Genomic DNA, 21,707 nt, shown 5'->3' with positions numbered 1-21,707 from the left:
AAGCATCGTGCCATATCTACAAGGCGTAACGGATGGGTGCTTGGCTCAATTCCCTATCTATCCGTGATCTATCGTTGTGCGCAGTGGCCCCTGCATGTATCGCTATGAGGCAGGGCGAACCTGAGCTTCTTCCACATAATCCCTGAGCCAGCGCAAGACATCCACGGCCTCCCAGCGATTGGGATCGAACATCGCATACGCCAGGCCTTGGTACCCGACCACGTCCAGCTGCCTGTGATAGCCCGCGCGTTGCAGCAGGGCTTCGATCTCGGCGAAGCAGGTATTGAAGTGCAGGCGGTTGAAGGGAGTTTTACCTTCGGTAACGATCCCCTCCAGGTGCAGCTCCTCGACGATGGGGCGAACCTTGTCCAGCGACATTCGGTTGATCGTGTATTTGAGTTGCATTACGTCCAGCATAGTAGGCTCCCGCTTTACGCCTGACCCGGCCGGGGCAATCCCGGTTTTCGATCAGTGTGGTGACGGCTGCTAGGGTAAATCAAAAATACTGTACAAATAAACAGTATTCGGTAATAGTGAGCTCCGACGCTTCATGACTCCCATATCCACGAGCGCTGCAGAGCGCCGTGGCCGATGCCGAGGGCTACGAACAATGCAACAGATACTCATGACAATTGTGCTGTTGGTGATGCTGACAGGCTGTGTGCAGCCGCACGTTGAGCAACCCAGGGTCAACGCCAATTACCTGATCATCGAAGACAACCAGGCCTGGGCCGTACTGGTTTCAGACGGCAAGCGCGTGGAAGAACACGGTGTAGTAGTCGATGCGATCAAGCTGGCCAGCAGCGATGCGCCGATTGCCGCCAGCTACGTGATCGATACGCCGAACTGCGGCAAGGTGCAGTGGCTGGTCGAGCGTCAGGACGCTGCGGATGGTGTCACCACCCGCATGACCCTGCATGACAACAATCAGCTGGGTGGTTCGGGCTGCGTGATCGGCGAAGGGCTGACGCGAGTCTGGACGGTTCTCGATTACTCCAGCTGACACCCACCAAGCTAGCTGGCGGCCGCTGCTGCTGCTGCGGAGGCTTTGCGCTCCTCGACAGTGATGCGCTGGCATATCTCGATAATCTGCTCACGCATCCAGCGATTGGCAGGATCCTGATCGGTGCTTTCATGCCAGTAGAGATGGGTTTCCAATAGCGGAATGCTGGCAACCGGCAGTTCGCTGAAATACAGATCGTTATCCCGGGCGAAGCGTTCCGGCACGGTGATCGCCATGTCGGTATCGCGCATCACGCGGCAGGCCATCAGATAATGCTGTGAGCGCAGGGCGATGCGTCGCTGGATGCCCATTTTGCCCAATGCCAGGTCGACATAGCCCAGGCCGCTACGGCGGCTGGAAATGTGGATGTGGGTCAGTGACAGGTACTTTTCCAGGCTCAGTTTTTCCTTGGCCAGCGGATGGCCGTGGCGCATCGCACAGACGTAGCGATCCTCCATCAGTTTGACATGGCGAACCTGCGGATCGATGTTCAGCGGCGCATCGACGGCGAAGTCCAGGCGCCCGGCAGCCAGCTCCTTGGTGGTTTCCCGTCGGCGTACCAGCATGCTTTCGATGGTTACGTTCGGCGCCTGGCGACGCAGGCGCTGGAACACGGGTGGCAACACCACGGCTTCTGTCAGGTCGGTCATGCTGATGCGGAAGGTCTTGTTCGCCTGGGCCGGATTGAAGGTACGGCTTTCCTGTACCGAAATACGCAACTGCTGCAGTGCGGTGCGCACGGGGGTGATGATGTTTTGCGCCATCGGCGTCGGCACCATGCCCTGCGCGGTGCGCACGAACAACGGGTCATTGAAGGTTTCCCGCAGGCGCGCCAGGGCGTTGGATACCGCCGGCTGGGTGATGCCGACGATCTGTCCGGCACGGGTCAGATTGGCTTCGGTGTAGATGGCATCGAAGACCACGAAGAGATTGAGATCTACCTTGTTCAGGTTCATGCCTGAGCGACTCCGCAATGTTGTTCTTGTGGGGCGATCTTATATCGGTGATGAATGTTTATACACGCCGAAAATAGCTTCGATAAATTATGCGCCGTCCACTAGCATCGTTTGCACACGAAAAACAGCCGAAGGTGCGCCATGGATTTCGCCTATTCCCCCAAGGTTCAGCAACTGCGTGAGCGCGTCAGCGCGTTCATGGAGACTCATGTCTATCCGGCCGAGGCGGTATTCGAGCGTCAGGTGGCCGAAGGTGATCGCTGGCAGCCGACGGCGATCATGGAGCAGCTCAAGGACAAGGCCAAAGGCGAGGGCCTGTGGAACCTGTTCCTGCCCGACTCCGAGCACGGGGCGGGGCTGAACAACACTGAATACGCGCCATTGGCTGAGATCATGGGCCGCTCGCTGATCGGGCCCGAACCGTTCAACTGTGCGGCACCGGATACCGGCAACATGGAGGTGTTGGTGCGCTACGCCAGCGAGGAGCAGAAGCGACAGTGGCTCGATCCGCTGCTCAGTGGCGAGATTCGTTCCGCATTCGCCATGACCGAACCGGAGGTTGCCTCGTCTGACGCGACCAACATGCAGGCCAGCGCCGTGCGTGAGGGTGAACACTGGGTGATCAACGGGCGCAAATGGTGGACTTCCGGTGCTTGCGATCCGCGCTGCAAGATCATGATCTTCATGGGACTCACCGATCCTGAGGGGCATCGTCATCAGCAGCACTCGATGATTCTTGTGCCCATGGATACGCCCGGCGTGAAGGTGGTTCGGCCACTGCCGGTGTTCGGCTATGACGATGCTCCTCACGGCCATGCGGAAGTGCTGTTCGAGAACGTCCGCGTTCCCTACGGCAACGTGCTGCTTGGTGAGGGGCGCGGCTTCGAGATCGCCCAGGGGCGCCTCGGTCCTGGGCGTATTCACCATTGCATGCGCTCCATCGGCATGGCCGAGCGGGCACTCAAGTTAATGTGCGAGCGAGCCATCGAGCGAAGTGCGTTCGGCAAGCCGCTGGCGCGCCTCGGCGGCAACATCGACCTGATTGCCGAGTCGCGGATGGAGATCAACATGGCCCGCCTGCTGACCCTGAACGCGGCCTACATGATGGATACGGTCGGCAACAAAGTGGCCGCCAGCGAGATCGCGCAGATCAAGGTCGTGGCGCCCAACGTGGCATTGAAGGTGATCGACCGTGCCATCCAGATGCACGGTGGAGCAGGGGTCAGCGCTGATTTTCCGCTGGCTTACTGGTATGCAATGCAGCGTACTCTGCGCCTCGCCGATGGCCCGGATGAGGTGCATCGCGCGGCAATCGGCAAATACGAACTGGGCAAGTACATGAAGTGAGGCTGGCTCAGGTGCCAGATGGCTCGTTGAGCCCCGGCACCAGAGTCAGCTTCGCACTGTGGACACGCATGTGCAGTTGCGCGGCGAAGGTACGTGCAGCGAGTTCATTCTCGAACATGAGCGTGCGTTTGCCCAGGCGTACGCACCAGCGTACGCCTTCACCTTTGTCTACGCATTCGATCTGCACGTCTTGCTCGGTCACGTCGTCTCTGCAGGCTTCTTGTCACGGGTTTTCAGCAGCGACAGGATGACGCCGCCGGCCAGTACGCCCATGGTAACGCCGAGCGAGAGCAAAGCGGGAACCTTGATGAAGCCATGCAAGAAAATCTTGCAGCCGATGAACATCAACACGATCGCCAGTGCGTACTTGAGGTACACGAAGCGGTGCATCAGTGCCGCCAGCGCGAAGTACAGCGCTCGCAGGCCGAGAATCGCGAAGATGTTCGAGGTGTAGACGATGAACGGATCCTGGGTGATGGCGAACACCGCCGGCACGCTGTCGACGGCAAATACCAGATCCGCCAGTTCGATCAGCACCAGCGCCAGGAGTAGTGGAGTGGCGAACAGCAGCATCTTGCCGCTGGCTGGGTCGTGCTGACGCACCAGAAACTTGCCGTCGTGTAGGTCATCGGTCACTCGGATGTGCTTGCGCAGGAAAATCAGGAACTTGTTCTGCGACAGATCCGGATGCTCGTCATGATCCTTGCTGAACAGCATCTTGATGCCAGTGAACAACAGGAACGCACCGAACACGTAGAGGATCCAGTCGAACTCCTGAACCAGGGCCGTTCCTAGACCGATCATGATCGCCCGCAATACGACCACACCGATGATTCCCCAGAACAGCACGCGATGCTGGTATTTGCGGGGAATACCAAAGAAACCAAGAATCATCGCCATGACAAACACGTTGTCCATCGATAGCGACTGTTCGACCAGGAAGCCGGTGTAGAACTCCAACGCCTTGGTCGCGCCAAGCTCCCACCAGACCCAACCACCAAACGCGACGCCTACGCTGAAGTAGCCAGCGTAAAGCAGCAGGCTTTCGCGCATTTCGATTTCATGCTGGTCACGATGCAGGACGCCGAGATCGAAGATCAGCAGCGCAAAGACGATGACGATGAACGCCATCCAGAAATAGTACGGGGTGCCGAGAAACGGCGTGGACATAAAGGCATGTAGAGCTGTCATGGGCCCTCCCTGTTTAATGCCTAAGTTGAGATTCAACTTAGTGACTCCGACATCACGATGAGAGCACTCATCGCCAGAGGGGCCCGGCGTCACATGTGCATAAGGCTAGGATGAATCACGCGGTTGAGCAAGTGCTTGCCACGCCTCGAAAAAATCAATACACCCAGACTTCCACGCGGCGATTCTTGATCCGACCGCTATCGCCGTCGTTATCAGCGACTGGCAGTTCATCGCCGAATCCGGCGACTTCACGCAATACCACGCCCTCGCGCACCAGTTCGCGGCGTACCGCCATGGCTCGCAGCTTGGACAGCAGCTCGGCGCGTGCCGAGACTGCTTTGGGATCGCCGAAACCGACCAGCACCACCTTGTGCTGCAGCTTGTCGTGCTGCTTAAGGTAGTCGAGCACCCGGCGCAGATCCTGCTGGGCCTTGTTGTCGAGGTTGGCGCTACCTTCCTGAAAGCGGAAGTTCACCGACAGCCGTTTGGCCTCGCGGGCCAGGGTCTGATAGGCGGCAGGCATGTCGGCGGTGGCCTCGATGCTGACCGCTTGCACGGTCTGCGCGATGAAGCCGTTCTGAGCTACGATCTCCTGACCCTGCGGGCTCTGCGCGAACTGCAGCAAGGCTTCGGCCCATGGATTGGTGTTCTTCGGTGGCCCGTAAAGGAACAGGCGCCGCGACAGCGGGTAGTCCTCGGTGGCGATCAGCGTCACGCTGGGTAGCATCGGCTGCGACTCGCCGGTGGCGATGGCCACCGCTTTCGCCTTGCGCACGTAGGGCAGGCCGATGAAGCCGATGCCGTTTGCATCGGCGGCGACCGAATCGGACAACTGCTCGCTGGACTCGAAGCGTTTGGCCTTGGCTGACAATTGCTTGCCGTTGGCGCTCAGTACCAGCTCCTTGAACGTATCGAAGGTGCCGGAGTTGTCGTCCCGGGCGTACAGAGCGATGCTGCCTGGGCGACCGCCCAGCTGTGCCCAGTCGCTCACTTCACCGGAGAATATCTGCGCCAGCTGCTCAGTACTGAGGGTGCTGATGGGATTATCAGGATGCAGCACGATGGCCAGCCCATCGATGGCGATGACCTGCTCGGCGTCCCGGCTTTTCATGTTGCCCAGCGATGACAGGGTCGCCACTTCGCTGTCCTTGATCGGTCGTGAGGAGGCCGCCAGTTCAGCGTTGCCCTGGCCTATGGCACTGAAGCCGGTGCCTGAGCCGTGAGCGGCAATTTCCACGCTCACCGTACGGCCGGCCGCATTGAGGGCGGAAACCACCTGTTCGTTTTCCCGGCTCGTGACCGTACGAATATTGCTCAGGCCCTGTTGCTGCATCAGGCCCTTGACCAGCGCCGGGCCCAGGCTGGCGCCAATGGTGTTGGAGCCCTGAATGCGCAGCGCCGGACTGTCTCCGGCGGGCAGCGGCAGGGCGGCGAATGCCGTCCAGGGGCTCAGGTAGCAGACGAAGCCGAGCAACAGAAACGTTGCGGTTCGGCTCCAGGTTTCTCGGTCACAGACGGGGGGGCACAGCATGCGGCAAACACCTTGCAGGGGGTGGCTGAAGTGCTGCGACGATAAGACAGAAAAATGACCGGAAGATGACTGTGCGCGTTAGCTCAGTTCCAGCCAGATCGGCGCATGATCCGAAGGCTTCTCCATGCCCCTCAGGTCATAGTCGATACCAGCGTCCTTAAGGCGTTCCTGTAACACCTGAGAGGCGAGGATCACATCGATGCGCAGGCCGCGTTTGGGGTCGTCCTCGAAGCCGCGGCTGCGGTAATCGAACCAGCTGAAGCGGTCGTCGACCTGTGGGTGCAGCGAACGGAAACTATCGACCAGGCCCCAGCCTTTCAGCGTCGCCAGCCACTCGCGTTCCTCTGGCAGGAAGCTGCATTTTCCGGTCTTCAGCCAACGCTTGCGGTTGACCTCGCCGATACCGATATCGCAATCCTCCGGCGAGATATTGATATCGCCCATGACGATCAGTGGCTGGTTGTGCGCGAAGCGACCGGTAAGCAGTTCCTGAAGGTCGGCATAGAAGCGCTGCTTGGCAGGAAACTTGGTCGGATGGTCGCGGCTCTCGCCCTGAGGAAAGTAGCCGTTCATCACCGTGACCGGATTGCCCTGAGCATCGGCGTAGGTGCCGTAGATGAAACGCCGCTGGGCCTCTTCACTGTCGTTCGGAAAACCCTTGACCAGTTCCAGTGGTGCCTGACGAGACAGCAGTGCCACTCCGTAGTGGCCCTTCTGGCCGTGGTAGTGGACGTGGTAACCGAGAGCGCGAATGTCCGCTTCGGGAAACTGATCGTCGCTGACCTTGGTTTCCTGCAGGCCGATTACATCCGGCTGGTGCTTCTCGATCAGCGCTGCGAGTTGGTGCGGACGTGCCCGCAAGCCATTGATGTTGAAGGAAACGAGTTTCATATCGGCGATCCTGGTGATTCTAGTGCGTTAAAGCGTCGATGCTAGCCGATCAGGGCTGCGCACGGCCAGCGGCCGGGCAAGACCTGGAAATGCTTTGGATTCGTGCGAGCACTGGAATGTGGCGGTTGGCGTGATAGCATCGCGGCCATGAGAGTTATTTCTACACTAGGCGTCGGATGCGCGCTGTTGTTATTCAGTTCGACGCTGCTCGCCGAAGACGCTCGTCTGGTGGTCAGTGTGCAGCCTGCCAACAATGCCTTGAAGAGCAACGTCGAGGGTTACATCGGCAGCCTCGGTGAGCGTGATGCCGAGGCGCTGCAGCGCTTGCGTCGAGTGGTCGAGGGCCAGGCGGAGAAAGCCGCGCAGGCGCTGGGCTATTACCAGGCGCAGATCACTACCGACGTGGTCGAGCAGACGCCACCGCGCCTGAACGTGCGTATCGTTCCCGGCGAGCCGGTGCGCATCGGCAGCGTAATCGTTCGGGTCGACGGGCCGGCTGCGCAGATGCGCGCCTTTCAGATACCCAAGGATGCGCAGCTTACCCAGGGCGCTCGGCTTAATCACGGCCGTTACGAGGCCGCCAAGCGGCACATTCAGAACCAGGCTTCGCGCTACGGCTTCTTCCGCGGGCGTTTCACCCAGCAGCGCCTGAGCATCGATCCCCAGGCCGGACTGGCCGACATCGAACTGATCTATGACAGTGGCCCGCGTTACATTCTCGGCAGTGTAGCCTTCGAAGGCGACATGCCGTTCGACGATGATCTGCTGCAGCGCATGGTGCCGTTCCCCGCCGACACACCCTACGATTCCGAGCGCATCGCCGAGCTCTATCAGGCGCTACGCTCCAGCGGTTATTTCGAATCGGTGCGGGTCGATGCCAGCCCCAACGTGGCCGAACAGCAAGTGATTCCGGTCAAGGTGCACCTGCAGACCCGTCTACCGCGCACCATGGGCCTCGGGCTTGGTTTTTCCACTGACGTCGGCCCCCGTGGCCGTGCCAATTGGGAGCGCCATTGGGCCAATCCGCAAGGGCACAGTTATGGCGCGGAGTTGGAAATTTCGGCGCCGCGGCAGAACGTCGGCCTTTGGTACGACATCCCGGGCGATCCCCCGTTGACCGATAAACTACGAATCGCCGGCGGTTATCAGTACGAAGAGATTGCCAACACCGACAGCCTCAGCCGCTTGCTGACCGTTGGCCCGGAATGGCATAGCAGGCTGGATAGCGGCTGGCAGCGGGTGATTTCCCTGAAGTGGCAGCGTGAGGAATATCGTCTCGGTGATGACTCGGGGCTGAGTACCCTGCTGATGCCCGGTATCAGCTATTCCTACCTGCGTAGCGATAACCGCATCGACCCCAATTATGGCTATCGCCTGCAGTTCGATGCCTCGGTGGCCAAGGAGGGCCTGCTGTCCGACTCCGATGTCATCCACGGCAACGTGCTTGCCAAGGGCCTGACCACGCTGTGGCAGAACCACCGCTTCCTCGGTCGGGCACAGTTTGGTGGTACCGAGTCCAAGGGGTTCAATTCGTCCGTGCCACCCTCGCTGCGCTTCTTTGCCGGTGGTGACCAGAGTGTGCGCGGTTATGACTATCAGAGCCTGTCGCCGGAGAACAATCAGGGCGACAAGATTGGTGCGCGTTACATGTTCGCCGCCAGCGCCGAGTACCAGTACAGCGTGGCCGACAAATGGCGGGTGGCAACTTTCTATGACACCGGTAACGCCTTCAACTCGCTGAGTATGCCGACGCTCAAGAGCGCAGTCGGTATCGGTATGCGCTGGGTGTCGCCGGTAGGGCCGCTGCGCCTCGATCTGGCTCACCCCTTGGACGACGAGGGCGGCGTGCGGCTGCATTTTTCCATGGGGCCTGAACTGTGAGGCGTGCGCTCAAGTATGTCGGGTTGAGCCTGGCGAGCCTGCTGGCGCTGTTGATCGTGCTGCTGGTGTGGATGCTGGCGACCTCTGCCGGTAGCCGATGGACACTGGGCCTGGTGCCCGGGCTGCAGGTGGATGAATTTGAGGGAAGCCTGGGAGGTCACTGGTCCGCGGAACAGGTGCTCTGGCGCCAGGGTGAAGATCAGGTACTGGTTCGCCAACCCTTGTTCGACTGGTCGCCAGCCTGCCTGCTGCGCATGACGCTGTGTATCGATACGCTGCGCAGCGAACGTATCGAGCTGAACTTCGCACCCAGCGATGCGCCGCCGAGTGAGGAGCCGTTTAGCCTGCCGCAACTCGATCTGCCGCTGGCCTTTGAGGTCGGCGAGGTATGGATTGGCAGCCTGCAGCTCAACGGTGACGATCAATTGCAGGGCCTGGAGCTTGCCGCCGACTGGGCGAGCGATGGTCTAAACATCAACCGGCTGCACTTGCAGCGCGATGATCTGGTCGTCGATCTTCAGGGGCGACTGCTGCCAAATGGCGAATGGCCGCTGAGCCTGCAGGGCACTGCAGCACTGCCGTCGCCTGATGGCAAAGACTGGGATCTGGCACTGCGTGTCGAAGGCAACCTGCGGCAGAACCTGGCACTGACGGTCGACAGCAGCGGCTACCTGGCCGGGCGCCTTAGCGGTGAAGTGCAGCCGCTGGTCGAGCACATCCCGGCAACCCTGACGTTCACCGCCGACGGCTTCAAGGCCGATGCATCGCTGCCCGATACCCTGCGATTGAACGGCTTGACGTTGCGGGCAGCGGGTAATCTGCGGGACGGTTACGGCATCGATGGCATCGCCACTTTGCCTGCCGAGGATGGCCCTGTCGCTTTGTCGCTGCGCGGCCGCGTCGACGCCAACGGTGCGGATATCGCCACCCTGAGCCTAGCTGCAGCGGAGAACCAGTACCTGGCTATCAACGGGCGCCTGGACTGGCAGCAAGGCTTCAGCGCCGACACCCATGTCGACTGGCAGGATTTTCCCTGGCTGCGTCTGTATCCGTTGGAGGAAGCGCCCCCGGTTACCCTGAAGAAACTCACCGGCGACCTCGCCTACGAGGACGGCAACTACCTCGGCAACCTGTCCGCAGCGCTGGATGGCCCGGCAGGCGCGTTCAGCGTGCAGACGCCGCTCAGCGGTGACCTGCAGCAGGTGCATCTGCCGCAACTGCAGATACGCGCCGGGCAGGGCAAGATCGATGGCCAGGTGACCGTCGGTTTCGCCGATGCGGTGAGCTGGGATGCGCAACTGCAGGTCAGTGATTTCGACCCTGCCTACTGGGTTGCCGAGCTCCCCGGGCGTATCGCTGGGCCGGTGCGCAGTAAGGGCCAGTTGAGCGACGGGCGTCTGGAACTGACGGGCGATCTCGACCTGCAGGGGCGCCTGCGTGGTCAGCCCGCACAGCTTCAGACCCAGCTAGCCGGCGCCGGCGAGCGTTGGCAACTGAGCGCGCTCAGCGCCCGCTTGGGCGACAACCGGATCGAGGGCAGCGGCCAGCTCGATCAGCGTCTGCAAGGTGAGCTGAGTATCGCCCTCAACCGCCTCGGTCAGCTATGGCCGGGTTTGCAGGGGCAGGCTTCCGGGCGCCTCGATCTGGCGGGCAGCCTGCAAGCACCGCAAGGCACGTTCGACCTGAACGGCCAAGGGCTGGGATTCGAAGACACGCGTCTGCGTCAATTGGGGCTGGACGCAACTCTGGATGGCAATGGGCAGGCCAAGGTGCAGTTGCGTGGCCAGGGGATTGCCAGCGGCGATACCCAGTTTGGCAATCTGACGATCAACGGCAGTGGCAATCAACGTCAGCAGCAAATGGATCTGAGCTTGCAGGGGCCCCAGCTGCAGACCAGCCTGGCACTCGACGGTACCCTCGATCAGGGCAACTGGCGCGGCCGCCTCAGTCGTGCCGAGGTGCAGGTCGGTGGGCAGGATTGGCGCCTGCAGCAGCCTGCTTCACTGGTGCGCCTGGCTAACGGTCAGATCGACCTCGGCGCACATTGCCTGCGCTCCGGCGAGGCCAGTCTGTGCGGCGAGAATCAGCGCCTGCAGCCGGAGCCGAGAATTCGCTATCGCCTTGCCGATTTCCCCCTCGACAGCCTGGCTCCCTTCTTTCCGCATGACTTCGCCTGGGAGGGCAAGCTCAATGCCGATGTGCACCTTGATCTACCGGCGGCTGGCCCCAGCGGGCGTGTGGTGGTGGATGCCGGCAGCGGCACCTGGCGTGCACGTGATAACGGGCAATGGGTGGACTTTACCTACGACAGCCTGCGCCTGAGCAGCGAGCTGAAACCTCAGCGCATCGACACCGAACTGAGCCTGCGTGGGCCGAAGATCGGCGAGCTCATGGTGCAGGCGCAGCTCGATCCACGGCCACAGAACAAGCCGCTGTCCGGCCAGTTCCGCCTCAGCGGCCTTGATCTGGCCATCGTCCGGCCGTTCGTACCGATGGTGGAGCGCTTGTCCGGCCGACTGGATGGCAGCGGCAATCTGTCCGGCGATCTCATTAAGCCGCTGATCAACGGCCAACTGGCGCTCAGCGACGGAGAGATTTCCGGGGGTGAATTGCCAACCAGTTTCGAGGATCTGCAGATCCGTGCGCTGATCGCTGGCGAGAGCCTGCAGCTCAACGGCAACTGGCGCAGTGGCGAGCAGGGGCAGGGCACGCTTGAGGGTGCGCTGGCCTGGGGCGACCAGTTGAGCGGCAACCTGAGCGTGCAGGGTAGCCGCCTGCCGGTGGTCGTCGAACCCTATGCGAATCTGGAAGTGGAGCCGGATATGCAGGTGCGCCTGGCCGATGATCAACTCTCGGTCAGCGGCAAGGTATCCATTCCACGTGGCAAGATCGTGGTGCGCGAGTTGCCGCCGTCGACGGTCAAGGTCTCCGACGACGCGGTCATCGTCGGTGCCGAGGCGCGCGAGCAACAGGCAGTGGCCATCAGCATGGACATCGATGTTGATGTTGGCAGCGACAAGCTGACCTTCAGCGGCTTCGGCCTCAACGCCGAGCTGGTCGGGCGGGTCCATATCGGTGACGACATGGACACCCGCGGCGAGCTGAACCTCAACAAGGGCAACTTCCGCGGCTACGGTCAGCGCCTGACCATCCGTCGTGCACGCCTGTTGTTCGCCGGGCCAATCGACCAGCCGTTCCTCGATATCGAGGCGATCCGCAAGGTCGATGAGGTGGTCGCTGGCCTGCGCCTGACTGGCAGCGCCGATCAGCCGCGTACCGAGGTGTTTTCCGAACCGGCGATGAGCCAGGAGCAGGCGCTGTCGTACCTGGTGCTGGGGCGTCCGCTATCGACGGGCAATGAAGACAGCAACATGCTGGCCCAGGCGGCTCTAGCGCTTGGTGTGGCAGGCAGCTCCGGGGTGACCGGCTCGGTCGCGCAAAGCCTGGGCATTCAGGACTTCCAGCTGGATACCGCAGGCAGCGGCAACAGCACCAGCGTGGTCGCCAGCGGCAACCTATCGGAGCGGCTGAGCCTGCGTTACGGCGTCGGCGTGTTCGAGCCGGTGAACACCGTGGCACTACGTTACGCGCTCAGCCGACGCCTGTATCTGGAGGCAGCGAGCGGTCTTGCGAGCTCTCTGGACCTGTTCTACAAACGTGACTTCTAGCAAAGGCCTTCCTGACGTAGGATGGCCGCCCATGCGTGTTTTACCCACATAGAAAAGGATCATTTTCATGGCACAAGTAACCCTGCGCGGTAACCCGGTTCAGGTCGACGGCCAGCTGCCGCAAGTCGGTCAGCAGGCACCTGCCTTCAATCTGGTCGGCGCCGGCCTGGCTGATGTCAGCCTGAGCAGCCTGGCGGGCAAGCGCAAAGTGCTGAACATTTTCCCAAGCGTCGACACCCCGACCTGCGCCACTTCGGTACGCAAGTTCAACAGCGAAGCCAGCCAGTTGGCCAACACCGCCGTGCTGTGCGTTTCCGCCGACCTGCCGTTCGCCCAGGCGCGTTTCTGCGGCGCCGAAGGCCTGGAAAACGTGATCAACCTGTCGACCATGCGCGGCGCCGAGTTCCTCAAGGACTACGGTGTGGCCCTGAGCTCTGGCCCGCTGGCCGGTGTGGCTGCCCGCGCCGTGGTGGTGCTGGATGAAAACGACAAGGTGCTGCACAGCGAGCTGGTTGCCGAGATCGGCAGCGAGCCTGACTACGATGCCGCTCTGGCCGTCTTGAAGTAAGTTTCTCGTCACGCGAAAACGGCCTGCTTTGCAGGCCGTTTTCGTTTCAGTGGCTCATTGCTTGTTCAAGCCTGCAGCGACCAGCCTGCGCAGGCGGTTGGCGACCGGCGATAGCTGCCTGCCCTTGACCAGCAGCAGGTAGTACGGCGACATCTCGATGGTCACGTTGAGTGGCAGAACCTTCAGCTTGGCGCCGACCTGATCGCCCAGCAGCAAGTCAGGAACCTCGCTGGCCAGCGGGGCGATGGCCGAGGACGAGACCAGAATGGCAATCATCGCCAGCAATGACGTGGTGTTGGTGATGTTGGTGGGCAGCGGCGCGCCAGCGCTTAGAAAGGCCGTCTCCATCGCTTCACGGATCGGTGCCCGGTGGCTCTGCATCACCCATTCGTAAGGTGACAGGTCGCGCAACGTCACCTGATCGACGTTGGCCAGCGGATGATCCTGGCGAACCATCAGTTTCAGGGTCTCGGTACGCGCCGGGAATATCTCGAAGTCCGCCGGGTTGACGCCGCGCGGCAGGCGGGCGAGCACGAAGTCGTTCTTGCCGGCAGCCAGGTCATGCACCAGAACGTCACTGGCAGCCACGTTGACGTGCACTTCGGCCCGTGGCGAGATCGCCTTGAGCTGGCGAATCGCTGGAATCACGAAACCCACCGCCGCTCCGGTCACCGCGCCCACCGTGGTGATGCCGCCTTCGCCGCGCTTGAGCTCCTCGACGTCCTGCGCCAGGTCTCGCAGCTCTACCAGCATGTTATGCGAGCGTTGCGCCAGCGCTCGGCCGATCAGCGTCGGCAGCATGCCTTTGGCATTGCGCTCGAACAGCCGTGCGCCGAGGGTGTGTTCTATGTCCGCGAGCATGCGCGAGGCGGCCGGCTGGGTAATGGTCAACTCGTCTGCCGCCAGGCCGAGCTGGCCGTGCTCGGCGATCGCGGCGATCAGCCGTAACTGGGGAATCTTCAGGTGTCGGGCGATCCCGATATCCATGGCAGCTCTCACTTTATTGTCGTTATCGGAGGCACTGAACGGATTCTGCGACGGGGTGGGGTGCTTGTCGACTGCTACATACCAGTATTGGTATGGCGTTGAACGGAATATGAATTTGATTGATATGCGGGCTACTTCTATCTTCATGCCTGCTTTGAAAGCTCTTCGCTGACCGAACAACAATAACTGCGATGCCCCGTGTGCTCAGGCCCACAGCAGGCGTCGCCCAGGAGAAGCTGATGAACACTGTCCGTAAACTCGTGGCCGCCGTGGCCATGGGCGCCAGCCTGTTGAGTGCCGCCTCCGCAGGGGCCGCCGAAAAGGGTTACGTGGGTATCGCGATGCCCACCAAGTCGTCCGCCCGCTGGATCGACGATGGCAACAACATGGTCAAACAACTGGAGAAGGCCGGCTACAAGGCCGACCTGCAGTACGCCGAAGACGACATCCCCACCCAGGTCTCACAAATCGAAAACATGATGGTCAAGGGCGTCAATGTCCTGGTCATCGCGGCGATCGATGGCACCACGCTCACCAATACCCTGGAAAATGCCAATGCCGCGGACATCAAGGTCATCGCCTATGACCGCCTGATCCGCGACAGCGAGTACGTGGACTACTACGCCACCTTCGACAACACCAAGGTCGGCGTGCTGCAGGCCGAGTCGCTGGTCAAGGGCATGCAGGCGCGCGGCCCGGGCCCTTACCACGTCGAACTGTTCGGCGGTTCGCCAGACGACAACAACGCCTACTTCTTCTACGACGGCGCCATGTCGGTGCTGCAACCGCTGATCGACAAGGGTGAGATCAAAATCCTCTCCGGGCAGACCGGCATGGGCAAGGTCGGCACCTTGCGCTGGGATGGCGCCACCGCCCAATCACGCATGGACAACCTGCTGTCCGCCAACTACACCAAGGAACACCTCGACGGCGTGCTGTCGCCGTATGACGGCATCTCCATCGGTGTTCTCTCGTCGCTCAAAGGCGTTGGTTATGGCTCGGGCGGCATGCCCATGCCAATCGTTACGGGCCAGGACTCGGAAGTGCCGTCGGTTAAGTCCATCCTCGCCGACGAGCAGTATTCGTCGATCTTCAAGGACACCCGCCAGCTCGCCGAAGTGACCGTGGGCATGGTCAAGGCGCTGCTTGAAGGCGGCGAGCCGCAGATCAACGACACCAAGACCTACAACAACGGCAAGAAAGTCGTGCCGGCCTACCTGCTGCAGCCGGTCACGGTCGACAAGAGCAACTGGGAAAAGGTGTTGATCGACAGCGGTTACTACACCAAGAACCAAGTCCAGTAGCGTGACTCCGCCGGCAGCCAGGCGCTGTCGGCCATTCAATCCTTTCCTGAAGTGAGCATGGCATGCGCTGCGGCTGGCGCGTGCCTTGCGGACGGATAAAGCCATGCAGCAAGACATCATTCTGGAAATGCGCGGCATCACCAAGACGTTCCCGGGCGTGAAAGCCCTGAACGACGTCAATCTCAAGGTGCGCCGCGGCGAGATCCATGCCCTGTGCGGCGAGAACGGCGCCGGCAAATCGACCCTGATGAAGGTGCTCAGTGGCGTCTATCCCCACGGCAGCTACGAGGGCGAGATCGTCTACGAAGGCAAGCCACTGGCGTTTGGCGGTATCCGCGACAGCGAGCGGGAAGGGATCATCATCATTCACCAGGAGCTTGCGCTGGTGCCGCTGCTGTCCATTGCCGAGAACCTGTTTCTCGGTAACGAGATCGCCAGCAACGGCGTGATCGACTGGCCAGAGGTGTACCAGCGCACCGAGGTGCTGCTGAAGAAGGTCGGCCTCGACGAAATCGCCACCACCCCGGTCGAGAAACTCGGTGTCGGCAAGCAGCAACTGGTGGAGATCGCCAAGGCGCTGGCCAAGGACGTCAAACTGCTGATCCTCGATGAGCCCACTGCGGCCCTGCAGGAGAACGACAGCCAGAAGCTGCTCGATCTGTTGCTGGAGTTTCGCGCCCAGGGGATTTCCTCGATTCTGATTTCCCACAAGCTCAACGAAGTCAGCCGCGTCGCCGACAGCATCACGGTGCTGCGCGACGGCGCGTCGGTCAGCAGCATGGATTGCCATACCGAGGCGGTCAGCGAAGAGACCATCATTCGCGGCATGGTTGGCCGCGACATGGAGAACCGCTACCCGGAGCGCATTCCCGAAATCGGCGAAACCCTGCTGGAGATCCGCGACTGGAACGTCTGGCACCCGGAGTCGGCATCCCGGCAGATGATCCGCAACGTCAACCTCAGCGTGGCTGCCGGTGAAGTGGTGGGCATCGCCGGGCTGATGGGGGCAGGGCGCACCGAGCTGGCCATGAGCGTGTTCGGCAGGAGCTACGGGCGCAACATCTCCGGCTCCGTGCACCTGCGCGGCAAGGAGATCGACGTGTCCACGGTGCGCCGCGCCGTGGACAATGGCATCGCCTATGTCACCGAGGACCGCAAGTCCCTGGGGCTGGTGCTCGACGAGAGCATCCTCTGCAACACCACCCTGGCCAATCTGCCGGGCGTATCGAGCCACGGCGTGATCGACGAGCACGAGGAGCGCCGCGTCGCCGAGCAGTACCGCGAGGCGTTGCACATCCGCACGCCCGGGGTGTTCCAGAAGGTGCTCAACCTGTCCGGTGGCAACCAGCAGAAGGTGGTGCTGAGCAAATGGCTGTTCGCCAAACCCGAGGTGCTGATTCTCGATGAGCCGACCCGGGGCATCGACGTCGGCGCCAAGTTCGAGATTTACAGCCTGATCAACCAGCTCGCCGCCGACGGCAAGGGGGTGATCATCATTTCTTCGGAAATGCCCGAGCTGCTGGGCATGTGCGACCGCATCTACGTAATGAACGAAGGCGCCTTCCTGGGCGAACTGGCGCGCGCAGATGCGAGCCAGGAAAAGATCATGTCGATGATCGTCAAGGCGTGAGCGAGGTGAACGCAATGGATACGAAAACCCAACCGGCCCGGCCCTCGTTGCTGGCCCACCTAAAGAACCATGTGCGTGACTACGGCATGCTGATGACCCTGGTGGTCATCATGGCGCTCTTCGAGGTGCTCACCGACGGCACGCTGATGCGTCCGGTGAACCTGACCAATCTGTTCCTGCAGAACAGCTACATCATCATCATGGCCCTGGGCATGCTGCTGGTGATCGTCTCCGGGCACATCGACCTGTCAGTGGGCTCTGTAGTCGGCTTCGTCGGCGCCGCAGCGGCGGTGATGATGGTGCAGTGGGGCTGGCCGACCTCGGTGGTGGTGCCGGTGTGCCTGTTGATGGGCTGTCTGATCGGCGCTGCCCAAGGTTACTGGATCGCCTATTGGCAGATCCCTTCGTTCATCGTCACCCTGGCCGGCATGCTGGTGTTCCGTGGCCTGACCCTGGCCGTACTGGATGGCCAGTCGATCGGCCCGTTCTCGAGCAGCTTCCAGTTGATGAGCAACGGCTTCATTCCGGACATCTTCAGTGATACGCGGCCGAACATCACCGCCATCGTGCTGGGCGTGCTGGCTGCCGTGCTGATCATCTACCTGGCCGTGCGTGCCCGGCGGCGCGCCAAGCGCTACGGCATCGTCGACGAACCGGCGCTGTTCTTCGTCATCAAGAACGGCCTGATCGCCGGAGCCATCGTCTACATCGCCTACCTGCTGGCCACCTACCGCGGGCTGCCGAACGTACTGATCATCATGGCGATGCTGATCAGTGCTTACACCTTCCTGACCAACCGTACCACTCTGGGCCGGCGCATCTACGCCATCGGCGGCAACGTCAAGGCCGCCAAGCTGTCGGGCATCAACACCGAGCGGCTGACCTTCTTCGCCTTCGTCAATATGGGCATGCTCGCCGCCCTGGCGGGGCTGATCTTCGCTGCACGCCTGAACACCGCCACGCCCAAGGCCGGGGTGTCCTTCGAACTCGACGTGATCGCCGCGGTGTTCATCGGTGGTGCATCGATGTCCGGTGGTGTGGGCAAGATCATCGGTGCGGTGATCGGCGCCCTGATCATGGGGGTGATGAACAACGGTATGTCGATCCTTGGGATCGGCATCGAGTGGCAGCAGGTGATCAAGGGCCTGGTGCTGCTGGCTGCGGTGATCTTCGACGTGGTCAACAAGAACAAATCCCGCTGAGGCGGAGCCATCTGCTCCCGTCTCGCGCCGGGCTTTGTCTGCGCGAGACGGGACGAACACGAGGTAACAGGCCATGAATAGCCAGAATCTGACCCCAGGCAAGGCGGTGTACGCCGACTTGGCCGAGCGTACCGTGCTGATTTCCGGTGGTGCCACCGGCATTGGCCGGGCATTGGTGGAAGCCTTCGCCCGTCAGGGCGCGCGCACCGCGTTCGTCGATATCGACGACAAACACGGCCAGGCCCTGGCCAGCCAGTTGAGCGAGGCGGGGCATCAGGTGCGCTTCCTGCGCTGTGACATCACCGACATCAAGGCCTACCAGGCGGCCATCCACAAGATTGCCGAACAGTTCGGGCCGATCACCGCCTTGCTCAACAACGCCGCCAACGACGTTCGCCACGCGCTGGATTCGATTAGTGTTGAGCGCTTCGACGATCTGATCGCGGTCAACCTGCGCCACGCCACCTTCGCCACCCAGGCGGTGGTGCCGATGATGCGCCAGGCCGGTGGCGGCTCGATCATCAACTTCGGCTCGGTGGGCTGGATGATGGCGTCGGCCGGCTACCCAGTGTATGCGGCCAGCAAGGCCGCCACCCACGGCCTGACACGGGGCCTGGCGCGGGATCTGGGCAAGGATCGTATCCGCGTCAACACCCTGGTGCCCGGCTGGGTGATGACCGAGAAGCAACTGGCCATGTGGGTCGACGAATCGGCCAAGGAGCAGATTCGCCAGAACCAGTGCATGCCCGGCCAACTGCTGCCCGAACATATCGCCGACATGGCGTTGTTCCTGGCTTCGGACGCCGCGGAAATGTGCACGGCGCAGAATTTCATTGTCGACGGAGGCTGGGTATGAGCACCTTCAAACCGGCGGTATGGCCACGCAAACTGCGTTCCACCGAATGGTTCGGCGGCAACTCGCGGGATCACATCTACCACCGTAGCTGGATGAAGAATCAGGGGCTGCCGGCGGATCTGTTCGATGGTCGACCGGTGATCGGCATCTGCAACACCTGGTCGCAACTGACACCCTGCAACGCGCACCTGCGCGATCTTGCCGAACGGGTCAAGCACGGCATCTACGAAGCCGGTGGTCTGCCGCTGGAGTTCCCGGTGTTCTCCGCCGGGGAAAGCTCGCTGCGTCCGACCGCGATGATGTACCGCAACATGGCGGCGATGGACGTGGAGGAAGCGCTGCGTGCTAACCCGCTGGACGGGGTGGTGCTGCTGGCCGGTTGCGACAAGACCACCCCGGCGCTGCTGATGGGCGCGGCGAGCGTCGACATTCCGGCCATCGTGGTGTCCGGCGGGCCGATGCTCAACGGCTGGTTCCGTGGCGAGCGAGTCGGCTCGGGCACCGCGCTGTGGCAGATGTCGGAAGACATCAAGGCCGGCAAGATGAGCCGCGAGGATTTTCTCGAAGCCGAGCAGTCGATGTCCCGTTCGCCGGGATCCTGCAACACCATGGGCACCGCCAGCACCATGGCCAGCATGGCGGAAGCGCTGGGCATGGCGTTATCCGGCAATGCGGCGATTCCGGCTGTGGACAGCCGTCGCCGGGTGGTCGCGCACCTGACCGGGCGGCGCATCGTGCAGATGGTCAAGGACGACCTGAAACCGTCCGACATCATGACCCGCCACGCCTTCGAGAACGCCATCCGGGTCAACGGCAGCATCGGCGGTTCGACCAATGCGGTGATCCACCTGCTGGCCATCGCCGGTCGCGTCGGCGTCGACCTGACGCTGGATGACTGGGACCGTCTCGGTCAGGACATTCCCACCATCGTCAACCTGATGCCCTCGGGCAAATACCTGATGGAAGAGTTCTTCTACGCCGGTGGCCTGCCGGTGGTGATCCGCATGCTCGGCGAGGGCGGCAAGCTGCACAAGAGCGCACTGACCGTGTCCGGCGAAACCATCTGGGAAGAGGTCAAGGGCGTTCGCAACTGGAACGAGGACGTCATCCGCCCGGTGGACAAGGCGCTCACTGCCAAGGGCGGGATCGCCGTGCTGCGGGGCAACCTGGCACCTCGCGGCGCAGTGCTCAAACCCTCGGCCGCGTCGCCGCATTTGATGCAACACCGTGGCCGCGCCGTGGTCTTCGAGGACATCGACGACTACAAGGCGAAGATCAACGACGAGAGCCTGGATATCGACGAACACTGCGTGATGGTGCTGAAGAACTGTGGCCCGCGCGGTTATCCGGGCATGGCCGAGGTGGGCAACATGGGCCTGCCGCCGAAGGTGCTGCGCAAGGGCATCACCGACATGGTGCGTATCTCCGACGCGCGGATGTCCGGCACCGCCTACGGCACCGTGGTTCTGCACACCACACCGGAGGCCGCGGCCGGTGGGCCTTTGGCGGTGGTGCGCGATGGCGACATGATCGAGCTCGATGTGGAAGCCAGGCGCATTCACCTGGACATTCCCGAGGCCGAGTTGCGTCAGCGCCTGGCCGAATGGCAGCCGACCGTCGAGCCGCCGACCAGCGGCTACATCAAGCTGTTCCACGACCACGTCGAGGGCGCCGATAGCGGAGCGGACTTCGATTTCCTCAAGGGCTGCCGCGGTGCCGGCATTCCCAAGGACAGCCACTGAGACCTGCGAGGAAATCAGCGATGACAGACAACAGCCGAGCTGCGGTGGGCTGGATAGCCGTCGACTGGGGCACGACCCAGGTGCGCGCATGGGCGCTGTCGGACAGCGGGGAGATTCTCCAGCGCGCGTCTTCGGCGCGCGGCATGAGCACGCTGACGCCCGATCAGTTCGAAGGCGCGCTGCTGGAGCTGATCGAGCCCTGGCTGGATCATGGGCGGGTCATCGACGTGGTCGCCTGCGGCATGGTCGGTGCCCGCCAGGGCTGGTGCGAAGCGCCGTATACCGAGGTGCCCTGTGCACCCCAGGCGGTAGAGCGGATGATCAGGCCCGAGGTGAAGGATGCGCGTTTGCGCGTCTCGATCATCCCAGGGCTGTGCCAGCGTGCGCCTGCTGATGTACTGCGTGGCGAAGAAACCCAGGTCGCCGGCCTGCTCGCCGAGCATGCCGATTACAGCGGCGTCGTCTGTCTGCCAGGCACCCACAGCAAGTGGGTTGAGGTGCGCGACGGCCAGGTAACCGCCTTCCAGACGTTCATGACCGGCGAGTTGTTCGCCTTGCTGAGTCAGCAATCGGTGCTGCGCCATGGCATGCAGGGGGATGCGGGGCAACTGAACCAGCAGGCATTCGATGCCGGCTTGCAGGCGGGGGCAGGGCAGGCGCAGCGCCTGGTCGGCGCCTTGTTCGGCCTGCGTGCCGAGGGGTTGCTGGATGGGCTGGGGGCGGTTGCCGCACGTTCGCGGCTGTCCGGGCTGCTGATCGGTGGGGAGCTGGCTGCGCTGGATGAACGCTGGCGAGGCCAGCCGGTCTGTGTAATCGGTGACGGTGAATCGGCCGAGCGTTATCGCCATGCCCTCGACACGCTGGGGGTGACGGCGCTGACTGTGAGCGCCGAGCGAGTCACCCTGGCTGGCCTGACCGCCGCCCATGAGCACATTCAACGAGGAGCCTAG

Annotated in this window: 18 protein-coding genes; 11 read left to right on the top strand and 7 right to left on the bottom strand. The window is 62.2% G+C overall.

Going from position 1 to position 21,707, the window contains the following annotated elements:
• Nucleotides 1–102: 102 nt before the first annotated feature.
• Nucleotides 103–417, bottom strand: a complete 315-nt coding sequence (locus tag ACZ3GY_RS07845; RefSeq protein ID WP_463564744.1) for a transcriptional regulator — start codon at nucleotides 415–417, stop codon at nucleotides 103–105.
• Between the two features lie 193 nt (nucleotides 418–610).
• Between ACZ3GY_RS07845 and ACZ3GY_RS07840 the strand changes: the two genes are divergently transcribed.
• Entirely contained in the window at nucleotides 611–1,003 is a 393-nt protein-coding gene (locus ACZ3GY_RS07840; RefSeq protein ID WP_463564745.1) for a hypothetical protein, read from the top strand.
• 11 nt (nucleotides 1,004–1,014) lie between these two features.
• Here the strand turns inward: ACZ3GY_RS07840 and ACZ3GY_RS07835 are convergent, their stop codons facing one another.
• Nucleotides 1,015–1,959, bottom strand: coding sequence for a LysR family transcriptional regulator (locus ACZ3GY_RS07835; RefSeq protein WP_465909573.1), 945 nt, complete (start codon nucleotides 1,957–1,959; stop codon nucleotides 1,015–1,017).
• 141 nt (nucleotides 1,960–2,100) lie between these two features.
• On the opposite strand from ACZ3GY_RS07835, the gene ACZ3GY_RS07830 reads away from it, so the two are divergent.
• Nucleotides 2,101–3,306 carry an acyl-CoA dehydrogenase gene (locus ACZ3GY_RS07830; RefSeq protein WP_465909572.1) on the top strand — a complete coding sequence of 402 codons (1,206 nt, stop codon included), beginning with the start codon at nucleotides 2,101–2,103 and terminating at the stop codon, nucleotides 3,304–3,306.
• 7 nt (nucleotides 3,307–3,313) lie between these two features.
• Here the strand turns inward: ACZ3GY_RS07830 and ACZ3GY_RS07825 are convergent, their stop codons facing one another.
• From ACZ3GY_RS07825 to xthA, 4 genes are all read right to left on the bottom strand, one after another.
• Nucleotides 3,314–3,508 carry a hypothetical protein gene (locus ACZ3GY_RS07825; RefSeq protein ID WP_465909571.1) on the bottom strand — a complete coding sequence of 65 codons (195 nt, stop codon included), beginning with the start codon at nucleotides 3,506–3,508 and terminating at the stop codon, nucleotides 3,314–3,316.
• Nucleotides 3,505–4,497, bottom strand: coding sequence for a TerC family protein (locus ACZ3GY_RS07820; RefSeq protein WP_463564749.1), 993 nt, complete (start codon nucleotides 4,495–4,497; stop codon nucleotides 3,505–3,507). The genes ACZ3GY_RS07825 and ACZ3GY_RS07820 overlap by 4 nt, the downstream gene beginning before the upstream one ends.
• 154 nt (nucleotides 4,498–4,651) lie before the next feature.
• On the bottom strand, nucleotides 4,652–6,028 hold the full coding sequence (locus tag ACZ3GY_RS07815; protein ID WP_465909570.1) for a substrate-binding domain-containing protein: 1,377 nt from the start codon (nucleotides 6,026–6,028) through the stop codon (nucleotides 4,652–4,654).
• A 78-nt stretch (nucleotides 6,029–6,106) separates the two neighbouring features.
• Complete coding sequence (gene xthA, locus ACZ3GY_RS07810; protein WP_465909569.1) at nucleotides 6,107–6,919, bottom strand: exodeoxyribonuclease III; 813 nt, start codon at nucleotides 6,917–6,919, stop codon at nucleotides 6,107–6,109.
• 147 nt (nucleotides 6,920–7,066) lie between these two features.
• On the opposite strand from xthA, the gene ACZ3GY_RS07805 reads away from it, so the two are divergent.
• The 3 genes from ACZ3GY_RS07805 to tpx all read left to right on the top strand — a co-directional run bounded on the left by ACZ3GY_RS07805 (nucleotide 7,067) and on the right by tpx (nucleotide 13,036).
• Nucleotides 7,067–8,800, top strand: coding sequence for an autotransporter assembly complex protein TamA (locus ACZ3GY_RS07805; RefSeq protein ID WP_463564752.1), 1,734 nt, complete (start codon nucleotides 7,067–7,069; stop codon nucleotides 8,798–8,800).
• A complete protein-coding gene (locus ACZ3GY_RS07800; RefSeq protein ID WP_465909568.1) occupies nucleotides 8,797–12,468 on the top strand; it encodes a translocation/assembly module TamB domain-containing protein in 3,672 nt (1,223 codons plus the stop codon). Before ACZ3GY_RS07805 ends, ACZ3GY_RS07800 begins: the two co-directional genes overlap by 4 nt.
• 67 nt (nucleotides 12,469–12,535) lie before the next feature.
• Nucleotides 12,536–13,036: a thiol peroxidase gene (tpx, locus tag ACZ3GY_RS07795; RefSeq protein ID WP_463564753.1), complete on the top strand. Its 501-nt coding sequence runs from the start codon at nucleotides 12,536–12,538 to the stop codon at nucleotides 13,034–13,036.
• A 54-nt stretch (nucleotides 13,037–13,090) separates the two neighbouring features.
• Here the strand turns inward: tpx and ACZ3GY_RS07790 are convergent, their stop codons facing one another.
• Nucleotides 13,091–14,023, bottom strand: coding sequence for a LysR family transcriptional regulator (locus ACZ3GY_RS07790; protein WP_463564754.1), 933 nt, complete (start codon nucleotides 14,021–14,023; stop codon nucleotides 13,091–13,093).
• A 239-nt stretch (nucleotides 14,024–14,262) separates the two neighbouring features.
• On the opposite strand from ACZ3GY_RS07790, the gene chvE reads away from it, so the two are divergent.
• The 6 genes from chvE (at nucleotide 14,263) to ACZ3GY_RS07760 (ending at nucleotide 21,707) form a co-directional block, all read left to right on the top strand.
• Nucleotides 14,263–15,327 (top strand): multiple monosaccharide ABC transporter substrate-binding protein, encoded by a 1,065-nt coding sequence (gene chvE, locus ACZ3GY_RS07785; RefSeq protein WP_463564755.1) that lies wholly within the window; start codon nucleotides 14,263–14,265, stop codon nucleotides 15,325–15,327.
• A 103-nt stretch (nucleotides 15,328–15,430) separates the two neighbouring features.
• Entirely contained in the window at nucleotides 15,431–16,957 is a 1,527-nt protein-coding gene (gene mmsA / locus ACZ3GY_RS07780; RefSeq protein ID WP_225832649.1) for a multiple monosaccharide ABC transporter ATP-binding protein, read from the top strand.
• A gap of 14 nt (nucleotides 16,958–16,971) precedes the next feature.
• On the top strand, nucleotides 16,972–18,159 hold the full coding sequence (gene mmsB / locus ACZ3GY_RS07775; RefSeq protein ID WP_465909566.1) for a multiple monosaccharide ABC transporter permease: 1,188 nt from the start codon (nucleotides 16,972–16,974) through the stop codon (nucleotides 18,157–18,159).
• 73 nt (nucleotides 18,160–18,232) lie between these two features.
• Nucleotides 18,233–19,015: an SDR family NAD(P)-dependent oxidoreductase gene (locus ACZ3GY_RS07770; protein ID WP_465909565.1), complete on the top strand. Its 783-nt coding sequence runs from the start codon at nucleotides 18,233–18,235 to the stop codon at nucleotides 19,013–19,015.
• Nucleotides 19,012–20,757, top strand: a complete 1,746-nt coding sequence (gene araD / locus ACZ3GY_RS07765; protein WP_042553734.1) for an L-arabinonate dehydratase — start codon at nucleotides 19,012–19,014, stop codon at nucleotides 20,755–20,757. The genes ACZ3GY_RS07770 and araD overlap by 4 nt, the downstream gene beginning before the upstream one ends.
• Before the next feature lie 20 nt (nucleotides 20,758–20,777).
• A complete protein-coding gene (locus ACZ3GY_RS07760) occupies nucleotides 20,778–21,707 on the top strand; it encodes a 2-dehydro-3-deoxygalactonokinase (RefSeq protein ID WP_465909563.1) in 930 nt (309 codons plus the stop codon).

This window comes from Pseudomonas sp. PME37.24/006 (assembly GCF_055556635.1).
The sequence above is the reverse complement of the archived record's forward strand: the minus strand, read 5'-3'. Positions and strand labels throughout refer to the sequence as shown.

Coding starts and splice junctions, on each gene's coding strand:
- mmsA (WP_225832649.1), top strand. CDS start 15,431: ATGCAGCAAGACATCATTCTGGAAATGCGCGGCATCACCAAGACGTTC.
- ACZ3GY_RS07820 (WP_463564749.1), bottom strand. CDS start 4,497: ATGACAGCTCTACATGCCTTTATGTCCACGCCGTTTCTCGGCACCCCG.
- mmsB (WP_465909566.1), top strand. CDS start 16,972: ATGGATACGAAAACCCAACCGGCCCGGCCCTCGTTGCTGGCCCACCTA.
- ACZ3GY_RS07830 (WP_465909572.1), top strand. CDS start 2,101: ATGGATTTCGCCTATTCCCCCAAGGTTCAGCAACTGCGTGAGCGCGTC.
- ACZ3GY_RS07770 (WP_465909565.1), top strand. CDS start 18,233: ATGAATAGCCAGAATCTGACCCCAGGCAAGGCGGTGTACGCCGACTTG.
- ACZ3GY_RS07760 (WP_465909563.1), top strand. CDS start 20,778: ATGACAGACAACAGCCGAGCTGCGGTGGGCTGGATAGCCGTCGACTGG.
- ACZ3GY_RS07815 (WP_465909570.1), bottom strand. CDS start 6,028: ATGCTGTGCCCCCCCGTCTGTGACCGAGAAACCTGGAGCCGAACCGCA.
- araD (WP_042553734.1), top strand. CDS start 19,012: ATGAGCACCTTCAAACCGGCGGTATGGCCACGCAAACTGCGTTCCACC.
- tpx (WP_463564753.1), top strand. CDS start 12,536: ATGGCACAAGTAACCCTGCGCGGTAACCCGGTTCAGGTCGACGGCCAG.
- ACZ3GY_RS07840 (WP_463564745.1), top strand. CDS start 611: ATGCAACAGATACTCATGACAATTGTGCTGTTGGTGATGCTGACAGGC.
- ACZ3GY_RS07790 (WP_463564754.1), bottom strand. CDS start 14,023: ATGGATATCGGGATCGCCCGACACCTGAAGATTCCCCAGTTACGGCTG.
- ACZ3GY_RS07835 (WP_465909573.1), bottom strand. CDS start 1,959: ATGAACCTGAACAAGGTAGATCTCAATCTCTTCGTGGTCTTCGATGCC.
- chvE (WP_463564755.1), top strand. CDS start 14,263: ATGAACACTGTCCGTAAACTCGTGGCCGCCGTGGCCATGGGCGCCAGC.
- ACZ3GY_RS07805 (WP_463564752.1), top strand. CDS start 7,067: ATGAGAGTTATTTCTACACTAGGCGTCGGATGCGCGCTGTTGTTATTC.
- ACZ3GY_RS07845 (WP_463564744.1), bottom strand. CDS start 417: ATGCTGGACGTAATGCAACTCAAATACACGATCAACCGAATGTCGCTG.
- xthA (WP_465909569.1), bottom strand. CDS start 6,919: ATGAAACTCGTTTCCTTCAACATCAATGGCTTGCGGGCACGTCCGCAC.